Annotated in this window: 18 protein-coding genes; 4 read left to right on the top strand and 14 right to left on the bottom strand. The window is 69.7% G+C overall.

Going from position 1 to position 17,645, the window contains the following annotated elements; all coding sequences use genetic code 11:
* Positions 1–61: 61 nt before the first annotated feature.
* Positions 62–1,018, bottom strand: coding sequence for a polyprenyl synthetase family protein (locus ABTZ03_RS19885; protein WP_350514321.1), 957 nt, complete (start codon positions 1,016–1,018; stop codon positions 62–64).
* Positions 1,019–1,765: 747 nt separating this feature from the next.
* Here ABTZ03_RS19885 and ABTZ03_RS19880 point away from each other — a divergent pair.
* A complete protein-coding gene (locus ABTZ03_RS19880; protein WP_350514320.1) occupies positions 1,766–3,013 on the top strand; it encodes a cytochrome P450 in 1,248 nt (415 codons plus the stop codon).
* Between the two features lie 360 nt (positions 3,014–3,373).
* On the opposite strand, the gene ABTZ03_RS19875 is transcribed toward ABTZ03_RS19880, so the two are convergent.
* Both ABTZ03_RS19875 and ABTZ03_RS19870 read right to left on the bottom strand, forming a co-directional pair.
* Positions 3,374–4,204, bottom strand: coding sequence for a methyltransferase domain-containing protein (locus ABTZ03_RS19875; RefSeq protein WP_350514319.1), 831 nt, complete (start codon positions 4,202–4,204; stop codon positions 3,374–3,376).
* Positions 4,205–4,512: 308 nt separating this feature from the next.
* The gene (locus ABTZ03_RS19870) at positions 4,513–5,424 is read right to left on the bottom strand and encodes an SAM-dependent methyltransferase (RefSeq protein WP_350514318.1); all 912 of its coding nucleotides are present in this window, start codon (positions 5,422–5,424) and stop codon (positions 4,513–4,515) included.
* Positions 5,425–5,937: 513 nt separating this feature from the next.
* On the opposite strand from ABTZ03_RS19870, the gene ispH reads away from it, so the two are divergent.
* Together ispH and ABTZ03_RS19860 are read left to right on the top strand one after the other, a co-directional pair.
* Positions 5,938–6,888 (top strand): 4-hydroxy-3-methylbut-2-enyl diphosphate reductase, encoded by a 951-nt coding sequence (gene ispH / locus ABTZ03_RS19865; RefSeq protein ID WP_350514317.1) that lies wholly within the window; start codon positions 5,938–5,940, stop codon positions 6,886–6,888.
* A gap of 112 nt (positions 6,889–7,000) precedes the next feature.
* Entirely contained in the window at positions 7,001–8,824 is a 1,824-nt protein-coding gene (locus ABTZ03_RS19860; RefSeq protein ID WP_350514316.1) for a 1-deoxy-D-xylulose-5-phosphate synthase, read from the top strand.
* A gap of 152 nt (positions 8,825–8,976) precedes the next feature.
* Here ABTZ03_RS19860 and ABTZ03_RS19855 read toward each other — a convergent pair whose 3' ends face one another.
* From ABTZ03_RS19855 to ABTZ03_RS19830, 6 genes are all read right to left on the bottom strand, one after another.
* Positions 8,977–9,261: a LuxR C-terminal-related transcriptional regulator gene (locus ABTZ03_RS19855; RefSeq protein ID WP_350514315.1), complete on the bottom strand. Its 285-nt coding sequence runs from the start codon at positions 9,259–9,261 to the stop codon at positions 8,977–8,979.
* A gap of 449 nt (positions 9,262–9,710) precedes the next feature.
* On the bottom strand, positions 9,711–10,016 hold the full coding sequence (locus tag ABTZ03_RS19850; RefSeq protein ID WP_350514314.1) for a hypothetical protein: 306 nt from the start codon (positions 10,014–10,016) through the stop codon (positions 9,711–9,713).
* Between the two features lie 72 nt (positions 10,017–10,088).
* Positions 10,089–10,352 (bottom strand): transposase, encoded by a 264-nt coding sequence (locus tag ABTZ03_RS19845; protein ID WP_350514313.1) that lies wholly within the window; start codon positions 10,350–10,352, stop codon positions 10,089–10,091.
* A gap of 552 nt (positions 10,353–10,904) precedes the next feature.
* Positions 10,905–11,120, bottom strand: a complete 216-nt coding sequence (locus ABTZ03_RS19840) for a hypothetical protein (protein ID WP_350514312.1) — start codon at positions 11,118–11,120, stop codon at positions 10,905–10,907.
* 185 nt (positions 11,121–11,305) lie between these two features.
* On the bottom strand, positions 11,306–11,509 hold the full coding sequence (locus ABTZ03_RS19835; RefSeq protein ID WP_350514311.1) for a hypothetical protein: 204 nt from the start codon (positions 11,507–11,509) through the stop codon (positions 11,306–11,308).
* Between the two features lie 136 nt (positions 11,510–11,645).
* The gene (locus tag ABTZ03_RS19830) at positions 11,646–12,032 is read right to left on the bottom strand and encodes a hypothetical protein (RefSeq protein WP_350514310.1); all 387 of its coding nucleotides are present in this window, start codon (positions 12,030–12,032) and stop codon (positions 11,646–11,648) included.
* Between the two features lie 168 nt (positions 12,033–12,200).
* Here ABTZ03_RS19830 and ABTZ03_RS19825 point away from each other — a divergent pair, with 168 nt between their 5' ends.
* Entirely contained in the window at positions 12,201–13,190 is a 990-nt protein-coding gene (locus ABTZ03_RS19825) for a helix-turn-helix domain-containing protein (protein ID WP_350514309.1), read from the top strand.
* A gap of 47 nt (positions 13,191–13,237) precedes the next feature.
* On the opposite strand, the gene ABTZ03_RS19820 is transcribed toward ABTZ03_RS19825, so the two are convergent.
* The 5 genes from ABTZ03_RS19820 to ABTZ03_RS19800 form a co-directional block, all read right to left on the bottom strand.
* Positions 13,238–13,495 carry a hypothetical protein gene (locus ABTZ03_RS19820; RefSeq protein WP_350514308.1) on the bottom strand — a complete coding sequence of 86 codons (258 nt, stop codon included), beginning with the start codon at positions 13,493–13,495 and terminating at the stop codon, positions 13,238–13,240.
* Between the two features lies 1 nt (position 13,496).
* A complete protein-coding gene (locus tag ABTZ03_RS19815; protein ID WP_350514307.1) occupies positions 13,497–13,982 on the bottom strand; it encodes an NUDIX domain-containing protein in 486 nt (161 codons plus the stop codon).
* A gap of 92 nt (positions 13,983–14,074) precedes the next feature.
* Positions 14,075–14,575 carry an NUDIX hydrolase gene (locus tag ABTZ03_RS19810; RefSeq protein ID WP_350514306.1) on the bottom strand — a complete coding sequence of 167 codons (501 nt, stop codon included), beginning with the start codon at positions 14,573–14,575 and terminating at the stop codon, positions 14,075–14,077.
* The gene (locus ABTZ03_RS19805) at positions 14,572–15,948 is read right to left on the bottom strand and encodes an NUDIX hydrolase (RefSeq protein ID WP_350514305.1); all 1,377 of its coding nucleotides are present in this window, start codon (positions 15,946–15,948) and stop codon (positions 14,572–14,574) included. The genes ABTZ03_RS19810 and ABTZ03_RS19805 overlap by 4 nt, the downstream gene beginning before the upstream one ends.
* A 534-nt stretch (positions 15,949–16,482) precedes the next feature.
* Positions 16,483–17,469: an alpha/beta fold hydrolase gene (locus ABTZ03_RS19800; RefSeq protein ID WP_350514304.1), complete on the bottom strand. Its 987-nt coding sequence runs from the start codon at positions 17,467–17,469 to the stop codon at positions 16,483–16,485.
* Positions 17,470–17,645 lie beyond the last annotated feature (176 nt).

Genomic DNA, 17,645 nt, shown 5'->3' with positions numbered 1-17,645 from the left:
CTGACGGCCTCCGCCGGAATCGAGGTTCGGACCACCTTGTCGAGGATGATCACGATGTACGTCATGGCGTGCGATTGACGATGCGGTCGAACAAGGCGGTCAGTTCGGCGGACGCGGCCGGGGACAGCTCGGCTCGTCCGAGGTGCTCCAGAGCCGAGTCCAGATGGCTGCGGGACAGCTGCTCGGCCGCGTGCCGGCTGCCGGATTCCTCGACGAGGTCGGCCATCTCCTGGAGGTCCGCTGCCGTGCTGCCGTCGGCGTGCCACAGCCGGCGCAGTCGTTCGCCGGCCGGGCTGTCGGTGGACAGGGCCGCCAGCACGGGGAAAGAAGGGTTGCGCCGCAGGATGTCGCTCCGGACGGGCTTGCCGGTCACGGCGGGGTCGCCCCAGATGTCCTCGACGTCGTTGAGGATCTGAAAAGCCAGGCCCAGATGCCGGCCTGCGCTGCGCAGGGCCGTCAGGACGTGCTCCGGTCTGCCCGCCCGCAATGCGGGCGTCACCAGCGCGCACTCCAGCAGCGCGGACGTCTTCTCCTCCACGATCCGGTCGTACTCCGCGATGCCGGTGCCCGGACCCAGCCGGACGGTGAGCTCGCGAGCCTGGCCCGCGAGAACCAGACCGAGGGCTTCGGTGAACAGGTTGGAGATCTCCGCACGGCCGGGGCCGGGGTCGGCGACGACCAGCTGCAGCCCGAGAGCCTGCAACGCGTCCCCGGCCAGGATGGCCAGACTGGTGCCGAACACCTTCCACGCGGCCGGGCGGCCGCGACGCAGTTCGTCCGCGTCGATGATGTCGTCGTGGATCAGGGTCGAGTTGTGCAGCAACTCCAGTGCTGCCGCCTGGCACCGCACGTCCTCCGGCCGTAGGCCGACGCCATCGGCCGCCGCCAGCATGAGGGCGGCGCGGGTCAGCTTGCCGCCCTCCGCACCGCTGGGGTCACCGTGTTCGTCGATGAAGCCGAGGTGGTAGGAGCAGATCCGGGCCAGGACCGGCTGCAGTGCGGAAGTCTGCTGCCGCATCACGGGCAGTACCGTGGATTGCACCATCTTCGGCGACAGGAAGGCTTGGAGCCCGGTCGACGAGGTGTCGAGTGCGCTGATCGGGATTCTCCTTCGGTCGCGCGCCTTCCCAATTCGTGGTCAGAGCCTACGCGCACGGCGTTCGCGAATTGCACCACGGGAAATCGCTGCGCTGGATGGACAAATGATTGCGCAAAGCTCATGATCACCCGATCTCACTGCAGGTCAATGCGTAGGCGGCTGCCGCAGCTACGCGAAATCCGGACCCGGAGTGATGCACCGGAATTTGCGTGATCGTTCCGCCTGTCATCCTGAACGACCTCTCCCGTCGTGTCAACGACGCGGCGTGGGCGGCTTCGACTTTAGGAAAAACCCCAAACGGAGACGGTGCGGGGACTGGATTGGAGTACTGTGCAGATTGGTAGCTGCTGGGCGGCACCCGAGGCCGTAATTCGAGTCCGGCTATTAAGCCGGCACCAAACGGCAGACAGGACTTCCTGAGAAGGGCTCGGTTTCTGTGCCGGTGTACGCCTGGCGATAGCCGTCATCGACCTCGCGCTGGAACAGCACGGCGCGCGCTGGACGTGCTCGACCTGCCCCCTGGTGGCCGAGGTGCACCAGGAGGCCCGCCGGTTCGCCCGCGACGGGCGGACGTTGCGACCCTGGGTCGCCCCGGCGGGCCGAGCAGTATCACACGACGTCACTGATCATCGCCGGGAATGGTTCACTGAAAGCTTGAGAGGCTGAATGGCTATGCCAGTTGATTCTGAGCAATTGCATGAAGTCAGGTCGTTCGACCCGTACGGCGCACATCGCGACGACCCGTATTCATTTCTGGCCGACATCGGAGAGACGGAACCGGTGTTCTACGCCCCTTTGCTCGGCGCGTGGTGCGTCACCCGGCGCGAGGACATGGTTGCCGTGCTGCGGGACGACCAGAGCTTCTCGGCGCGTGACCACAACCCTCGTCCCGCGGCCGCACTGCCCGAGGACGTGAGCCGGATGTTCCGCACCTGGCGCGGCGCTGATGCGGTGGCCGTCGGCTCACTCGACCCGCCCGAGCACGCCAGGGTCAGGGAAGTGCTCAACGCCGGGTTCACGCCGGCCAGGGTCAGAGCGTTCGAACCCACGATCCGTGCGATCGCCACCGACCTCGTCGAGCGTGCCGCGGTCCTGACGGAGTTCGACTTCATCTCGGCGTTCGCCGTTCCGTACGCCCTTGAGGTGATCTGCCGGCGCCTCGGGGTCCCGGAGGACTACTACGACCGCTGCCGCACGTGGTCCGAGCAGCGCATCGAGCTCATGATGTCGCAGAGCAACGCCGATCCCGAGCGGCTGCGTGAATTCGCCCGCGGGCTGATGGACTTCGGAGCGTTCGCCCGTTCACTCGTGCAGGAGCGGCTGGCCGCACCGCAGGACGACCTGATCAGTGAGCTGCTCCACGACGGCAAGGCGGGCCGCACGCTCACCGCTGACGAGGTCTCCGTCCAGGTCCCCACCCTGATCTTCGCGGGGCACATGACCTGTGCCGAGGCGCTCGGCACGATCCTCTACCAGCAGCTCCAGTCACCCGGCGGCTGGGCCGAGGTCGTCGACGGGACGATCGCCGTACGGGACCTCGTCGAGGAGGGGCTGCGGTTCGACAGCCCGCTGGCGGGCATGTACCGGACCGCGGTCCGTGACGTAGTGGTCGGTGGCGTCCACCTGGCCGCGGGGAGCCGGCTGCTTCTGCTGTACGGAGCGGCCGGCCGGGACAGCCGCTCTCGCGCATGTCCGGCCGCGTTCAGTCCGGACAGCCGGTCCGCCACGCATCTCGCGTTCGGGCACGGCATCCATTTCTGCCTCGGAGCCGGATTCGCCCGCGCGGAACTGGAGATCGCGGTAGAGGCCATCGCCACCAGGATGCCGGGTCTGACCCTGGCGCCAGGGCAGCCGCCGCATCACCGGCCGGTGTTTCCGCTTCGGGCGTTGACCGAGTTGCGGGTACGGCAGTGAGGACGGGCATCCGGGCGGCCGTCGGGGATCTGGACGACACGCCGACCCCTGCGGTGCGGACCCTGGGTTCCACAGTTCCGGATGCCGGCTAGCCCCAGCACGGAATGACGGCCCGCCAGTTGAACTGGCGGGCCGTTTCGGCTTGTCGGACCGCTCGGACCGCTCGGACCGCTGATGGGCCGTGCGGCAGGTCCGGTGATGCAGGACGGACAGACGACGAGGCCCTCCGGACGTCGAGTCGAGATGTCGGACATCTCGCTCAACCGCCGGAGGGCCCTGTTCAGGAAGCCTCAGGAAGTACCTCGACCCCGGCCTTGCGCCATGAGACGCCGAGCCGAGAACCGGGGACGGCGCCCGCGGTCAGGCGCGGACCGCGGTCAGGAAGAGGTAGCCGCTCTCCGGGATGGCCCCGAACCTGCGCACGTTGTGGATGAGCGACTCGGCGTGCTCCTCGCCGACCAGGTCGGCGAGCTTGTCGCGGACGGTGTCGAAGGCGTCGGCCATGAGCCCGAGGGTACGGATGACGTTGTCGGTGATGTCACGGATCTCCACGTCGACGAAACCGTTGGCGGCCAACGCCACCCGGTATTCGTCCACCGTGCCCAGGGAGCGCACCGCGTAGTTCTCGGAGATGTGGTCCAGGACCACGCGTCCCTCAGGGCTGACCGGGTCGCGCTGGATGACGTCGGCGATGGCGAGGCGGCCGCCGGGGCGCAGCACGCGGGCGGCCTCGGAGAGCACCTGGGCCCGGTCGGGCATGTGCCACATCGACTCGAACGCCCAGGCCGCGTCGAACGAGCCGTCGGGGAAGGGCATGTCCATCGCGTCCGCGAACTGGAACGTGGCCCGGTCGGCGAGCCCGGCCTCGGCGGCGAGTTCCGTGGCCTCCTCCACCTGGATGTGGCTGACGGAGATGCCCACCACGTTCACGTCACACGTGCGGACGAGCCGCTGCGCGGGGTAGCCGATGCCGCAGCCGATGTCCAGGACCCGCTGGCCGGCCTGTGCGGCGAGACCAGAGATCATCAGGTCGGTCAGGCGGTCCGTGGCCACCTCGACGGAGCTGTCGTCGGCCTCGTTCTCCCAGTAGCCGTAGTGGATATTGGGGCCCCAGACGGAACCGTAGATCCGACCGAACCCGTCGTACACATTGCGGACGTCGCTGTGAGCGGGAGACTGTCCGAGCGTCATGAGGAACTCCGTATCGTCGTGAAGGTGGCGGGAAGTCGGCGGCGGTTCAGCCGTACCGGCGGTGAGCCCGCGAATGATCGTGTTGGTACGCCACCGCAGATCCTGCGGGTCGACCGCGAGCCACAAGCCGGGGAACGCGTCGAGGAGAATTGTCAGACACGCCTAAGGCGGCAGTCACAGCGAAAAGCGGCGGAAACCCGCTGCGCTGGGCTGGGCGACCCCAGCCCAGCGCCTGCGTGATCTACTGACAAACCACTGGTAACCAGTGCTGCCGGGTCAACGAACCGGCTGTCTGCTACTTTTCGCGCTTACTTGCGCTCGAAGCGCAAGAAGCCCAGCTGCATGCCTCCTGCTTGCCATTCAGCGCAGAGCGCCTGGTTCGCCAGCAGAGATATCCTCAGGTTCCTGCGGTCAACTGCGGAGAGGCTGCTGTCGGTGTCCAGTACCGCCTTCGTCCAGGCGACACTCTCCTCCCAGAACGGCAGGGTCTCTGACGTGGCGTCGACCTCATCGACCAGCTCGAAGCCCGCAGCCTGCGCGGCTTCCGCGTAGTCGAGCACCGTGGTCGGCTTCGTGTAGAAGTATTCGGCCCACACATCGGCCCCGTGCGGGCGTGTAGTGAACACTTCCTCGATGCACACACTCGCGCCCGGACGAAGCACCTGCGCCAGACGCTCGAACCACTGCGGACGGTTGAAGTATCCGCTGCTCTCGATCGCCACGGCCGCGTCGTAGGGGCCGTCCAGGGGGAGATGCATCGCATCGCAGACCAGGGTCCGGACCCGCTCGTCCACGCCGCATTCCCGCGCGAACTTGTTGACGATCGGCGCGTGTTCCGGCGCATTGGTGACCGCCGTGACGTCGGCGCCGTACTCCTGCGCCCAGAAGAGCGAGCCCCCGCCGAGGCCGCAGCCGACGTCCAGGATCCGCCCCGACAGCCGGTGTTCGGCGCCCCAGATCTTGGCCGCGTACCGCAGCAGGCCCTCTTGGTGGTCCCGGATGCTGCGGCGAATGGCATCCGGCGTCACATCGTCGGGATGCAGCGGGGTTTCAGCCGAAGGGTAGTGACCCACGTGGTAGTGAATTTTGGGGCCGGGCCCGTATTTGCGGACAAGCCTGGCTGTTTTGTCGTCGTAGTACTGGCCAACGATTCTTACCTCGTCCTGAGGCTCCAGCGCTGCCTGAGGCGAACTCGAAAGTTCATCCAGCAGATTTGACACGGTCACTCCTCCAGGGCTCTGATGCCGGCGACGTTGGCGAATGTCCTGCTTCGGTCGTTGCGCTGCGCTCGTCATGAATTTTGGCGAGGATGCGTGGTTTAACGAGGATCGCCGGACCGGATTCCGTGGCCTGCGGCACGAGCAGCGCCTCGTTCGAAATGCAGGGCCGCTCTCACGATCCGGAATCCTGAGTCGCCCAAAATTGAGCGGCGGCTATTGGATGTCATCCTGGAGGACAGTCCTGTTCGTGTCAACGACGCGGCGTGCGCAGCTTCGGCTTTAGGAAAAACCCCAAACGGAGACGGTGTGAGGACTGGATTGGAGTACTGTGCAGATTGGTAGCTGCTGGGCGGCACCCAAGGCCGTGCTTCGAGTCCGGCTATTAAGCCGGCACCAAACGGCAGACAAGACTTCCCCGGAATGACCCGGTTTCTACCGACCGGCGTGGATGCCCTGTTCGGCAACGCAGGCCAGGCGTTTCGACGCAAACGTCATGGCACGGAACGGAGTGGGATGAGTGACGGTAAGCGGGTCCTGCTGGCCGAGCCACGGAGTTTGTGTGCCGGTGTACGCCGGGCGATAGCCATCATCGACCTCGCGCTGGAACAGCACGGCGCGCCGATCTACGTCCGCAAGGAGATCGTGCATAACCACTACGTGGTGCGCGAGTTCCAGCGCCGGGGAGTCCGGTTCGTCGATTCCGAGCAGGAGGTACCGGAGGGCGCGGTGTGTGTCTTCTCCGCGCACGGCGTCTCCCCGCAGGTGCGGCAGAACGCGGAGGCACGCGGGCTGGACGTGCTCGACGCGACCTGCCCCCTGGTGGCCAAGGTGCACCAGGAGGCCCGCCGGTTCGCCCGCGATGGGCGGACGTTGCTGCTGGTCGGGCATGCGGAGCACGAGGAGGTCGAGGGCACCTACGGGCACGCCCCCGACCAGACGATCATCGTCGAGACGGTTGCCGACGCGGAGGCACTGGACCTTCCCTCCGACGCGGCAGTCGCCTACCTCACCCAGACCACGCTCTCGGTGGACGAGACCAGGGACATCATCGCCGTGCTCCAGCGCAGGTTCACCGACCTGCGCGGGCCCGCCACGGACGACATCTGTTACGCCAGCCAGAACCGCCAGGACGGCATCCGGGCCATCGTGGACCGCTGCGACCTGGTGCTGGTGGTCGGTTCGACCAACTCCAGCAACTCGATCCGGATGGTCGAGGTGGCGCGCAGGCTCGGCGGCAGGGCTGAACTGGTGCCGGACGTGACGCACTTCGACCCCACCTGGCTGGCCGGCGTGAGCACGGTCGGCGTGAGCGCCGGGGCGAGCGCGCCGGAGATCCTCGTCGACGAGCTGCTCGACCGGCTCGCCGAACTGGGGTACGCGGACACGTCCGTGGAACGGGTGGCGACCGAGGACATCGTGTTCTCCCCGCCCACGCGGCTGACCGGAGCGGCGGACGCGCCGTGACCGGTCGGGACCGATCGTCGGCCGAACCGGCATCGCGCCGGGCAGTCGGCCCGAACTGACCGAGTGGGCGGCCGCGGCCGCCCACCACGCCCGGTGAGGAGCATTGTTCGACATGGCGCTGCTGGAAACCGTGCGCGACCCGGCGCGGCTGCGTGAGTTGACCGCCGGGGAGCTGCGCGACCTCGCCGGGGAGATCCGCGCGTTCCTGATCGAGCGGGTCTCCGCGACCGGGGGACACCTCGGGCCCAACCTGGGTGTGGTCGAGCTGACCATCGCGTTGCACACGGTGTTCGAGTCCCCGCGGGACCGGCTGCTGTGGGACACCGGGCACCAGTCCTACGTGCACAAGATCCTCACGGGCCGCCAGGACGGGTTCGACCGGCTGCGCAAGTCGGGCGGGCTCGCCGGCTACCCGAGCCGGGAGGAGTCCGAGCACGACCTGGTGGAGAACTCGCACGCGTCCACCGCGCTGTCCTACGCGGACGGGCTGGCCAGGGCGGACGCCCACCTCGGCCGACGCGACCGCGCGACCGTCGCGGTCATCGGCGACGGCGCGATGACCGGCGGCATGGCCTGGGAGGCGCTCAACAACATCGCCGGCGGGCCGGAGCGGCCGCTCGTCATCGTGCTCAACGACAACCAACGCTCCTACGCGCCGACCGTCGGCGGGCTGGCCGAGCACCTGGCCGACCTGCGCGCCGGGCGCGGGCCGGGCGTGTTCGAACAACTCGGGCTCGGTTACCTCGGCCCCGTCGACGGTCACGACCTCCCCGCCGTCCAGGACTCCCTGCGCCGCGCGGTCGCACTGGGCCGGCCGGTGGTGGTGCACGTGATCACCGCCAAGGGCAAGGGATACCGGCACACCGAGACCAACGACCTCGATCTCGGCCACGCCGTCAAACCGATGGACCCGTACACCGGGCAGGCACTGAAGGCATCGCCCCCGTCGTTCACGTCGGTGTTCGGCGAGAAGCTGGTCGAACTGGCCGAGCAGCGCGACGACCTCGTGGCGATCACGGCCGCGATGACCGAGCCGACCGGGCTCCTGCCGCTGCAGCGCAGGTTTCCGCACCGGGTGATCGACGTCGGCATCGCCGAGCAGCACGCGGTCACGATGGCCGCCGGGTTGTCCATGGGCGGTGTGCACCCGGTGGTGGCCATCTACTCCACGTTCGTCAACCGCGCGCTCGACCAACTGCTCATGGACGTCGCGCTGCACCGCCGCCCGGTGACGTTCGTCCTCGACCGGTCCGGGGTGACCGGCGACGACGGGCCGAGCCACAACGGCATGTGGGACCTGTCGGTGCTGCAGGTGGTGCCGGGGCTGCGGATCGCGGCGCCGCGCGACGGCACCAGGCTGGCCGAACTGCTGGCCGAGGCGGTGGCGTGGCACGAAGGTCCGACACTGCTGCGGTTCCCCAAAGGCCCCGCCGGTGAGGACCTGCCCGCCACTGCCACGTTCAACGGGATTGACGTGCTGCGCCGTTTCGGCCGGCTGGACGTGCTGATCATCGCCGTAGGTGCGCTGGCCGGGCTCGCGCTCACCGTCGCCGACGGTGGGCGGGCACAGGGCATCGGGGTGACGGTGGTGGACCCGAGATGGGTCACCCCGGTCAACCCCGCGCTGGCCGACCTGGCCCGCCGCCACCGGCTCGTGATCACGGTCGAGGACAACAGCCGCGCGGGTGGTGTCGGTTCCGCGATCGCGCAGGCGCTGCGGGACGCGGACGTGCACACCCCGCTGCGCGAGTTCGGCATCCCGAGGCGGTTCCTCAGCCACGGCACCAGGGCCGAGGTGCTCGCCGCCTGCGGGCTGACCGCGCAGAACATCACCAGGGTCGTGGTGGGGCTGCTGACCGGCCTCGACGCCGCACCGGCGTCAGCAGACATCGACGACCCCGGCACCTGGCCGGTTCATTCAGGGGAGGAACGCTGAGGACCATCGATTCGGGAATGCCCTTGCCACACAAGGACGAGTTCCCCTCTCGGTGGCCACGCGGCGGACCTCCCGCCAGATCATGGTGGGCACGAGGTGCCGGTTGGCGGCGTCGAGCCGGTGCAGTCGTGACCACCGTGAACCGCCGGGCATTAATCCACAGCTTCATACGCAATGCGCGGGGGCCATGAATCCGTTCGCAGGATCTGGAGGACGAACGCCCTCGAAACCAACGCGACACGATTCGGCGCCTGCAGCTTTTCGGACATGACGCGGACGTGATAGTCGATGGTCTTCGAGCTGAGGTATAACTCTCTCGAAAGCCGCCCGCTGGAGAAGCCGGCCGCAACGCCCTCCAGGATCCTGACCTGGACCGAGCTGAGAGCGCAGTCGCCGACCGGCTGGGACACTTCGCGGCCGTTCCGGTCACTGTCCATGGCACTCGTCCGTTCTGTACGGCCCGGCTGGGCCGGGACCGTAAGCGGAGCCCGGAGTCGAGAGAGGCGGCGGCTCGACGTCCGACTCGATCGAGAACCGCCTCACTTCCCGGGGTATGCCGGGTCCGTAGAACAAAAGGACGTCATCGCTCGAACGGATCTCGTGGCGTTCGCGTATCAGCTGGGCTTCCGGCCAGGAAGGGCAAATCGATTCGACGCCGTGAGGACCGGTCAAAGCTACTGATAATAACGTCGGCGAAAATTCTCTCGCCGGAGTAGTGTGGGTTTTCGGCACGACACTCTCCGTTCATATCTGACGAGGGTGCATTGGGGCCTGTGGCGAGTTGCTTCGACCTGAAAATTCTAACACTGCAAGATCATCCAGGCCGAGTGGCCCGTAGTGCTTCACAATGGCTTCACCGACTGTGAGCCGAGGGTTTGTCGGATGGTCAGCTTGCCCGGTGGCACTCGTTGATGAGGCCGGTGACGGCTTGGCGGCGTTCGATGCGGGCCGTCGGGACGGGGATGACGTTCGAGTCGTCGAACGGTGCGAGCTGGTTCCGGCCCTGGTGCGGAGACCTGGCCCGGGCGTCGTCGCCGTGGTCCAGTAGGTGTTCCGGCAGCTGTCCGACCGCCGGCCGCCGCGGGTCCCAGGCGTGCAGGCCGCGGGCCGCGGCGAGCACGGCGGCGGTGTCGGTGACCGGCCCCCCGAGTAGCGGCAGGGCCGTTGGGCAGTTCTGCTCCAGCTGGGTCATGCGCACCACTTTCCGTACGTCTCATCCCTGTTGACCACTACCGGAGAGAACGTAGAACCCGGGTCCGGCGGTTCATCCTGGCGGGCAGTCGGCGCCGCGGGTGATTGCCGGAACACCGGCCTGGCGCCCGTGCGCGCCCAGGTCCGTAGCCAGTTGTAGACCCCCCTTCCAGGATCCGAACCGTCCTGGCGGGTCGGTCCACGCAGTCCCGGTGCGGTACTTGAATGCGATCGCGTCGATAACCTGCCGATGATCACGCCACCGCCGACCTCGCTCGGGCGTTCGTTCCGGCGGCAGCGGCTCGGGCCGCGCCCACTGCGCGTCAGTCAACAACACACATCGACCAGCGATCAGACGATCCGAAGGAAAGCCCTCGGGCGCGTATCGGATTGTGATCGATCTGCGGTATTCGCCCTCGCAGCGGGTCCTGGCCGATAAGCCGTCTTGCGTGACGCAAGCTCAACTCACGTCTGTCGAAAAGGAGTTCACCCAGCCACACCTGCCGATCGGCGAGTACTGCTACCGGACCTTCATGGGCCACCAGGGCGGCTGACGCGGTGACTTGCATCCTTCACGCTGTCGGCGAGCATCTTCCAGTGCACTGCGCCGACGTAGCGCGCAACAGTGGTGCAGCAGTTGCAACACGATCGAGGGAATCGCGGGCCAACTCGCACGCAGAGTTGACGTATCGTCATATAGCTCGCCCAAACCGGGCAACGCACCTTCTGCTGGCCGGGGGTAGCACCGTCGGCCTCGTGGTGCGCGTGTCGCGACATTGCCCAGAGCCTGACGCCCGCGCGGGGGAGTCGTCCGGCCGGGCCCCGGGAACGGGCAGAGCCCCCGGCGGGTGCCGGGGGGCTCTGGACGGGCGGCGGGGTCGGGCGCGGGTCAGCGGCGGCCGGTGACCAGGATCTGGGCGGAGTCGTCGCGGTTAGCGGCGATCGAGACGTCGGCGACCTGGACCGAGTTGCCGACGTTGTCGGTGATCGGGGCGAAGTCGCTCCAACTGCCTTCGGGCGTACGGACGGTGTGGTATGCGGCGCCGTCGCCGCCGATCGCGACGACCTGGGCGGAGTCGTCCGGGCCCGCTCCCTGGGCGGGCATGGGCCCGGATTTAGGCATGGACATGGCAAGACTGTGGCGAGGCTGCTTCGCACGGCATCCGCGGGCGGCGGGGCGGGAGGCGACGGGCGCCGGGAGGAGCGGGTCAGGCGGAGGGATCGGGTGGGGCGGAGAGATCGGGGCGGGCCCGGCGGAACGGGCGGCGGATGCCGCGGCCGGGCGGGAGGTCAGCCCCAGATCATGTTGTAGGCCACGACGGTGCCGGCCGGCTGGGCGGTGGTGCTCGGGTCCGCGGCGGCCCGGGCGACGCTGCCCGTCGGCCGGGCGGTGTCGTTCGCGTCGGCGGCCACCGCCGCGGCGGCCGGGGTCAGGGCGGCCAGGGCGAGAGCGGCGACCGCGGCGGCCTTGGCGATGGTGGTGGTGCGAACCATGACGGTGTCCTCTGTGGGTGCGAACGTGACGGAAGCGGGTGGTCCCGGTGTCGGCGTCCCGCGGTGACGCCGTGTCCGGTCTGCCGTCCAGGTGGTGTCCCCTTCCGGCGATCACCAGCTTCGTCGCTGGTCAGGGCTACCGGAAGGGCTCTCCGCTGGACGGAATCGTCCCTGGACCGTTTCGGCCAGGCACCCCGGCGTCGCCCGGCCCGCCCGGCGTGGACAGCAGCCGCTCGTAGTACGGCACGACCAGTGGCGCCGCCGCCCGCGCCGGGCTCCACCCCGCCAGCACCGGCTCCGCCGCGGCCCGTCGACAGAACGCCGCCACCCGCTCCTCCGCGTCGAGGAGGGAGTCCGTGAGCACGAACACCCCCAGGAGCGGGTGCGGCTGCGCCGCCCGGTGCACCACCAGGTGCTCGATCCGGTCCGTGGGCCGCACCGCGTCCCACAGCAGCCCCCGGACGTCCGGCGGTAGGTGCAGACCGGGGGAAAGAGGCCGCAGCGCGGCATGGACGAGGTACATGCACCGAGCCTGCCGTTCCGGAGGATCGGGGTGAAGGGGACGATCCGGGACGGTTCAGTCCCTGGCCGGAACCGGCCCGGAGGAGGAGGGACCGGTGGCGGTCCTCCGCCGGGCCGTGGAATGATCGCGCACGTATCGAACACAGGTTCATCACGGGGGAGAACACACATGCTGACGGCACTGGGGCTGGACAGCGTCTCGGAGTCGGTCTACCGGGCGATGCTCGTCCACCCGCATGAGGGCGTGGTCGCCCTGGGGGTGCGCCTCGACCTGACCGAGCAGCAGGTCAGGCAGGCTCTGGACACGCTCAGCGAACTGGCGCTGCTGCGCCCGTCCGCGGAGCGCGCGGGCGAACTGCGGGCCGTCCCGCCCGAGGTCGGAATGGAACTCCTGATGGCCCGCCAGCAGGCCGAACTCGCCGCCCAGCAGCTGCGCATCGAGTCCTCCCGGGCCGCGGCCGCCCAGCTCATCGCCGAGTTCGCCGACCTGCGGCCGGGCGCCGGGCACCCCGGCGTCGAGCAGCTGATCGGCCTGGACCAGATCCGCGACCGGCTCGCCACGCTCACCCGGGACGTGCGGGAGGAGGTCATGACCTTCGCACCCGACGGCGGGCAGCGGCCCGAGAACATCGAGGCGGCCAAGCCCCTCGACCTCGATCTGCTGCGGCGGGGCGTACGGATGCGAACCGTCTACCTGGACAGCGTCCGCAACAGCCCGCACACCGTCGAATACCTCACCTGGCTCACCGACCGGGGCGGTCGGGTCCGCACCGTGTCCGCGCTGCCGACCCGGATGATCGTGGTCGACCGCGCCGCCGCCGTCATCCCCACCCTCAGCGACGACACCGCCGCCGGCGCCGTGGTCCTGACCGGCCAGGGGATCCTGACCGCGCTGTGCGCGCTGTTCGAGACCGTCTGGGCGGGCGCGCAGCCGCTCGGCGCCGCCGCCCGCCTCGACGAGCACGGGCTCACCGCCCAGGAACGGGCGACCGTCGCGCTGCTCGCGGAGGGCCACACCGACGATGCCATCGCCAAGCGGCTGGGCGTCTCGCCCCGCACCGCCCGTCGCACCGCCACCGAACTGATGGAGCGTCTGGACGCCCGCAGCCGATTCCAGGCAGGTGTACGGGCCGCCCAGGCGGGCTGGCTGAACCCGTGACCCGTGACCCGTGAGCCGTGAGTCGGGCCCGTCGTTCTGCCCGCCGGTCAGTCGGCGGGCGGGATGTCGTGCGGCAGGCCGGGCGGCTGCAGCGGGCCGGGGGCCAGGCGTTCCAGCAACTGGTCGACTCTGCCGTCGGGCCGGTACAGGGTGCGGTAGGCGTAGGGGTGCGCGGCGCCGGGGAACGTGGTGACGCCTTCGTCGACGACGGTGCGGCCCTGGGTGATGGCGAGCAGCCGCAGGTCGATGTCGGCGGGCAGCGCCGCCTGCTCACCGGTGGGCGGGCGGCGGTGGCGGCCGGCCATCTCAGGCCCCGACCAGGGCGCGCAGGTCCTCCGAGGCGCCCCAACCGTAGGTGGAGAACCCCCGCCCGTCGCCGGCGAGGTAGGCGGTGAGGGCGGCGTGCGAGGTGGGGAACATCGGGGTGGGCAGGGCGTTGGCGTCGACCCAGCGGACGGCGAGGTGCTTGGTGGGTTCGGTGTTCGTCGGTGTGCCCCGCCAGGACGTCGCGGCGAACGCCGAGAGCAGGAAGGGTCCCTGGCCGTCCCACCCGTCCTTGACCTGGATGGTGTGGACCAGTCGCAGCTCCCCGGGGTCGACGACGAGCCCGGTCTCCTCGCGCAGTTCGCGGGCGGCGGCCTCGTCGAGGCGCTCGCCCTCCTCGGCCTTTCCGCCGGGGACGGTCCAGGCGGGAACCGTGGACCAGGAGTCGTTGGCGTAGTGGACGCCGACGACCCTGCCCGCCTGCTCGTCGTGGACGATGACGCACACGGCCTGACGCAGGGACAGCATGAATCCTCCAACAGGTGCTGGGGAAAGGGGAGTTCACTCGGGAATGTGCGGGGTGCGCAGCAGGTCGACGTCCTGCGGGAGGGCTGCGGCGCTCACGCGGCCCACCCTACGGTGGACAGGGCGTTGCCGCGGCCGATCTCGGCGAGTGCCTGGACGGTGTAGGGCACGGTACTGCTCGGGAGACCGTCCAGCGGCCACCAGTGCAGGGCGTCGCACTTGTGCGGTTCGGCGTTGCGGACCCGGCCGTCGTAGCGGGTGGGGCGGAAGAACAGCTGGAGGCGGCTGCGGCCGTCGTCGGCGTCGAGGTGGTGCAGGGTGTGGACGAGTTCGAGGTCGTCCTCGGCGATCAGGACGCCGAGTTCCTCCTCGGCCTCTCGCGTCATCGAGCGGGTGACCGGTTCGCCGGGCTCCATGTGACCGGAGGGCAGGTGCCACATGCCGTTCGCGTAGGCGGTGTTGTGTCGTCGGCCGAGGAGGACGGCGTTCTGGTCGAGGAGGACGAGGTGAACGCCGACGACCAGGGTCAGCGGGTCCGCCCCGGGCCGACGGGGCACGATGGCGGCTGCCTGGTCGGCGTCGTCGAGCGGATTCACACGGTCCTCCCGCAGGGCAGGCCGGCCGCGTCGCAGAGCAGCGGCAGGTAGTGCCGCAGGTAGGGCGGGACCTTCAGGTCGAGCGCTTCCGTCAGGGGGACCATGCGGACGGCCAGGCCCTCGTCGCCGAGCCGCAGGTCGCTCTCGTCTCCGTCCCGGACGGCGTGCAGGACGCGGGTGAGCGGGAGGCCGAGGTCGTCGTGCGGGGCGGGCAGGGACCGCAGTCCGCTGATCTGGATGCCGGCCTCCTCGCGGACCTCCCGCACCGCGGTCTCCAGGGCGGTCTCGTCCCCCTCGCGCCAGCCGCCGATCGGGGTCCAGTAGCCGGGCCAGGCCATGCCCGGTCCGTCCTCGCGCAGGTGCAGCAGCAGTCGACCCGCGGGGTCGGTGACGAAGACCAGGACGCCCTCGAAGTCGTCGCCGTCCGCAGCGGGGCGCTCCAGGTAGAGCGGGACGCCGGAGCGCTGGGCGCGCAGCACCTGCCGCAGCCGCTGGTAGCCGGCCGGCTCCATGAGCCGCCGCCAGTCGTGGGCGCTCTCGAACCGCCACTCGGTGTGCTCGTCCGGATCGAGGTCGATCCGGGCCTGCTGCTCGGGCGTCAGTACGCCGCCGTCGAAGACGTAGCCGCACACCGGGACGGGGTAGCTGGTGCCGGCCTGCTCGTGGATGACGGCGACCAGGCGGCGCCGGGCGATCACCTCGGGGTTCTCGGCGGCGAGGTCGAGGCCCAACTCCTCCTGGGCCTCGCGCAGGGCGGTGGTGAAGGGCGTCTCGCCGTGCTCCATGTTTCCGCCGGGGAAGTTCCACACGGCCGGGTTGACGGCCGAACGCATCCCGAGGACACGGCCCTGGGGGTCCGTGACCAGGAAGCAGCCGTAGGAGGTGGGCCGGGCGATGGTGGTGAGGTAGCCGCCGACGGGCCGCCAGTGCGGGATCCGCAGGCGCCGGGTCAGCCACTCGATCACGGTGCGCTGCCCGTCGCCGGTCGGCGGCAGGACGTCCGGGGCCGCCCACTGGTGTCCGTCGTGATCCGGTGAGAGCACAACCTCGGTGGCGTCCGGGACGACGGTGGTGAAGACGAACTGGCGGACGCGCCGTCCTCGCTGGTCGGTGAAGTCTAGATGCCGCGCGTACTCCAGAGGCAGGCCGATGAGCCCGGTCTCCTCGGCCAGCTCACGGGCCGCGCCGGCGGGCACCGACTCGTCGTCCTCCCGGGCGCCGCCCGGGTACTCCCACAGACCTGGAAGGACGTCGTGCGGGGACCTGCGGATCATCAGGATCCGGCCCGAGGCGTCGCGGACCACGACGCCGACGCCGATCCGCTCAATGCCTTCACGCGCGGCGAGGTCCGTGAGTACGTCGAAGTCGATCACTGGGCGGGCTCCTCGGTTTCGCGGGCGGGACCAGCTGGTCGGCCGGGAGGCGCGGTGCCGGCGGCCGAGGCGGCGGGGCGTTCCACGGGGACCCTCCAGACTCTGGTGGTGTTCGAGCACACGGAACCGCACAGGAACCTCAGGAGCCGACAAGTAGGCCTTCAACCAGCTGAGTTGGCCCGCTGTGCGGGGGTGGAGGCGACTGATGATGGCGCTGTTCGAATCCGGCGTTCAAGTGGATTCCCACCGGGCGAGCCCGGGTCGAACGGGGACGTTTCGAGCACCTTCCGGGCAACGGTCAGCGCCTCCTCCGGGCGGTTGCGGAGGGTGTCCGGCAGGGCCGCGGAGCCCGGTGCGCAGGCGGCGGGAGCCCGTTCGAGTGCCGCCCTCCGGGCCGGGGTGAGGAGTTGGCGCACGCCCTCGTGGGCGAGGAGGCCACGCAGCGCGCAGCCGTCGCCGAGTTCACTCGTTCGGCTGGTCGGCTGGGCGAGGAGGTTTCGGGTGTCGGGGGTGTCCGGCTCGGTGCAGGCCGGGCTACCGGTGGCCTCCTCGGCGCTCGGCGGGCTCCCCGCCCGTTCGTGGCGCGACCATGGTCGGGGTGTGCCGGGAGAGGTGTTCGGCGTCGAGGCAGTAGGCGAGACCGGTCAGGGGCCGGCCGGTGAAGAAGCGGATGAACAGGTCGGAGACCTCCGGGCCGCGTTCGAGCGGCAGCATGTGGTCGGCGCCGGTGATGGTGGTGAACCAGCCGTCCGCGCAGGTGGCCGCCAGGTCCCGGCAGTGTGCGGGGCTGGTGAAGTGGTCGTGCTCGCCGGTTGTCACCAGCACGGGCATGGCCGGTGCGGCGCCCTTGGGGAGGTCCTGGTGGGCCATGAGGCGCTGGGTGTTGGTCATCAACTGCTCGGCTTCCAGGGGGCCCAGGCCGGTCAGGCGGCGGTGCAGCAGGCGGTGGATCCGGTGGCCGTCGACGGTTAGCTCCAGTGCCTCGCGGTTCATCAGCTGTCCGAGGGTCACCTCGGTGAACTCCTCCATCCGCCGGGCGACGAGGAAGTCGATGCCGCGTCGGAAGTGGGAGCGGGCTTGCTCGGGGACGGCGGTCATGGCGCCGGTGAGTGCCATTCTCCGGACGCGGGTGGGGTGGCGCCGGGCCAGGGCGTGGGTGACGGCGGAGCCGTAGGAGCTGCCCACCAGGTTGACGGTGGTGAGTCCGGTGTCGTCCAGTACGCGGCACAGGGCGTCGGCCAGGAAGTCCACACCGTGGTGGTCGGGGAGGACGTCGGCCTTGCCCCAGCCGGGCAGGTCCACGGTGATCACGTCGGCGTGCGCGAGGAATTCCGTTTCGATCCGGCCCCAGTTCTCCTTGGTCTGGAACGCTCCGCCGACCAGCACCACCGGTGCGATCCGCGGAGTGGTCGAGCGCGACCGGCGGGACTCGTAGTGGTAGCCGTGCCAGGTGTGGGCGGTCAGGACGGGCGGGAACCCGTCCGTCGTCGTGGCGGCCGGTGACTCGGTCGACTGGGACACGGTTTCTCTCCCTCTCGGGACCGGACTGATGTGGGTTCGCGGGGCCGCAGGGTTCGAACCGCCGTTCGCGGCGCGGGGTGCCGACCGTGGGAGGCACGTCATGCCGGGCAATCTAGAGCAATCCGGTCGTAACGCCCGGCTGGCACACCGGCGGACGTCGCACGGCCACCGGTCGC

It is taken from the genome of Kitasatospora sp. NPDC096077 (assembly GCF_040303245.1).
GTDB lineage: Bacteria > Actinomycetota > Actinomycetes > Streptomycetales > Streptomycetaceae > Kitasatospora.
Note: the sequence above shows the minus strand (reverse complement) of the source record. Positions and strands in the feature narration are given on the sequence as shown.

Coding starts and splice junctions, on each gene's coding strand:
- ABTZ03_RS19885 (WP_350514321.1), bottom strand. CDS start 1,018: ATGCGGCAGCAGACTTCCGCACTGCAGCCGGTCCTGGCCCGGATCTGC.
- ABTZ03_RS19880 (WP_350514320.1), top strand. CDS start 1,766: ATGGCTATGCCAGTTGATTCTGAGCAATTGCATGAAGTCAGGTCGTTC.
- ABTZ03_RS19875 (WP_350514319.1), bottom strand. CDS start 4,204: ATGACGCTCGGACAGTCTCCCGCTCACAGCGACGTCCGCAATGTGTAC.
- ispH (WP_350514317.1), top strand. CDS start 5,938: ATGAGTGACGGTAAGCGGGTCCTGCTGGCCGAGCCACGGAGTTTGTGT.
- ABTZ03_RS19860 (WP_350514316.1), top strand. CDS start 7,001: ATGGCGCTGCTGGAAACCGTGCGCGACCCGGCGCGGCTGCGTGAGTTG.
- ABTZ03_RS19855 (WP_350514315.1), bottom strand. CDS start 9,261: ATGGACAGTGACCGGAACGGCCGCGAAGTGTCCCAGCCGGTCGGCGAC.
- ABTZ03_RS19850 (WP_350514314.1), bottom strand. CDS start 10,016: ATGACCCAGCTGGAGCAGAACTGCCCAACGGCCCTGCCGCTACTCGGG.
- ABTZ03_RS19840 (WP_350514312.1), bottom strand. CDS start 11,120: ATGCCCGCCCAGGGAGCGGGCCCGGACGACTCCGCCCAGGTCGTCGCG.
- ABTZ03_RS19835 (WP_350514311.1), bottom strand. CDS start 11,509: ATGGTTCGCACCACCACCATCGCCAAGGCCGCCGCGGTCGCCGCTCTC.
- ABTZ03_RS19830 (WP_350514310.1), bottom strand. CDS start 12,032: ATGTACCTCGTCCATGCCGCGCTGCGGCCTCTTTCCCCCGGTCTGCAC.
- ABTZ03_RS19825 (WP_350514309.1), top strand. CDS start 12,201: ATGCTGACGGCACTGGGGCTGGACAGCGTCTCGGAGTCGGTCTACCGG.
- ABTZ03_RS19820 (WP_350514308.1), bottom strand. CDS start 13,495: ATGGCCGGCCGCCACCGCCGCCCGCCCACCGGTGAGCAGGCGGCGCTG.
- ABTZ03_RS19815 (WP_350514307.1), bottom strand. CDS start 13,982: ATGCTGTCCCTGCGTCAGGCCGTGTGCGTCATCGTCCACGACGAGCAG.